Annotated in this window: 1 protein-coding gene; it reads right to left on the reverse strand. The window is 43.1% G+C overall.

Going from position 1 to position 1,969, the window contains the following annotated elements:
* Nucleotides 1-202 precede the first annotated feature (202 nt).
* Nucleotides 203-1,930 carry a tetratricopeptide repeat protein gene (locus F6K37_RS39900; protein ID WP_287256801.1) on the reverse strand — a complete coding sequence of 576 codons (1,728 nt, stop codon included), beginning with the start codon at nt 1,928-1,930 and terminating at the stop codon, nt 203-205.
* Between the last annotated feature and the right edge of the window lie 39 nt (nt 1,931-1,969).

Consider the following 1,969-nt stretch of genomic DNA (forward strand, 5'->3'; position numbering starts at 1 on the left):
GTGCGTAGGGTGGGCAAAATGATATTATCTAGAATTTTTCAAAGAACCAAAGGGTTTTTGCCCACCCTACAAGCTTACAAAGAATCAACGGCTTTTTGCCCACCCTAAAATAAGTTGCGTAGGGTGGCCAAAGTGATATTATCTAGAATTGTTAAAATAACCAAAGGGTTTTTGCCCACCCTACTTACTATTGCGTCATTGTTCAATCTTGAGTAGAATCCTCAAAGGTTCTAACTTTAAGAGCTTCTTGGAAATAAGCCTTGGCAAGTTCAATATTCTGTGCTTTCTCACCTTTGATGCGGTTACGATAAGCAATACTGAGATTATATTTTGTCTCTGCCCAATCAATAGGAAATGCCTTAAAGGTATAAACTCTAAGAGCCTGTTGGTAACAAGCGATTGCTTCTTCTATATTCTGTGCTTTGGGACCTTTAATTCTTTCATAGTAAGCATTACCGAGATTGTTTTGAGTCGATGCCCATTTTTCGGGAAAAGCTTGACTGGTGCGTACTTCTAAAGCCAATTGGTAGCAAGCGATTGCTTTTTCTAGGTTTTGTGCTTTCTGACCTGTGATTCGGTTACGGTAAGTAATACCGAGATTGAATTGAGTCGATGCCCAATCAATAGGAAAAGCTTCACGGGTGTGTACTTCTAAAGCCAATTGGTAGCAAGCGATGGCATTTTCAATATTCTGTCTTTTCTCACCTGTGATTCTGTAATAGTAAGCACGACCGAGATTTTTTTGAGTCGATGCCCAATCAACAGGAAAAGCATCACGGGTGTGTACTTCTAAAGCCAATTGGAAGCAAGGGATGGCATTTTCTAGGTTTTGTGCTTTCGGACCTGTGATTCTGTTACCGTAAGCACGACCGAGATTGAATTGAGCCATTGCCCATTGTTCGGGAAAAGCTTCACGGGTGTAAACGGCTAAAGCCAATTGGTAGCAAGCGATGGCCTCTTCTTGGTTTTGTGCCTTCTGACCTGTGATTCTGTCAGAGTAAGCAATACCGAGATTGTTTTGAGTCATTGCCCATTGTTCGGGAAAAGCTTGACTGGTGCGTACTTCTAAAGCCAATTGGTAGCAAGCGATGGCCTGTTCTAGGTTTTGTGCTTTCTGACCTGTGATTCGGTTACGGTAAGCAATACCGAGATTGTTTTGAGTCGATGCCCAATCATAGGGGAAAGCTTTACGGGTGCGTACTTCTAAAGCCAATTGGTAGCAAGCGATGGCATCTTCGAGGTTTTGTGCCTTCTGACCTGTGATGCGGTTACGGTAAGCACTACCGAGATTGTGTTGAGTCGTTGCCCATTGTTCGGGAAAAGCTTGACTGGTGCGTACTTCTAAAGCCAATTCGTAGCAAGCGATGGCATTTTCTAGGTTTTGTGCTTTCTCCCCTGTGATTCTCTCAGAGTAAGCAATACCGAGATTGTTTTGAGTCATTGCCCATTGTTCGGGAAAATCTTCACGGGTGAAAACGGCTAAAGCCAATTGCAAGCAAGCGATGGCCTCTTCTAGGTTTTGTCCCTTCTGACCTGTGATTCTGTGAAGGTAAGCAATACCGAGATTGTGTTGAGTCGTTGCCCAATATTCGGGAAAAGCTTCACGGGTGAAAACAGTTAGTGCCACTTCATAGCCAGTGATGGCAATTGAACTATTGCTGGCTTTGTCACCCAAGGGGAATTGCTGAATTAGATTGCTAAATTCAACAATAACTGCTGCTATATTTTCCGCTTCATCTGGTTTCACTTCCGCCAGCTTAGTTGTTGCCCAATCCCGAAATAATTCTGCTAATCTAGGATTAATTTTGTCTGTATTGTCTGCCAGTAATGGGTAAACTACCTGGGCGTCACCATTACTGTCTGCGGTTGCTTGTAGTACCTGTAACAGAAACTTGAGTTGGGCATCAGATGTGTTGCGATTACCACCCATCATTAACTCCCATGTCTGGTGTATTGTTAACCCTTGAGA

The organism is Moorena sp. SIO4E2 (genome assembly GCF_010671945.1).
In the GTDB taxonomy this organism is placed as follows: domain Bacteria; phylum Cyanobacteriota; class Cyanobacteriia; order Cyanobacteriales; family Coleofasciculaceae; genus Moorena; species Moorena producens.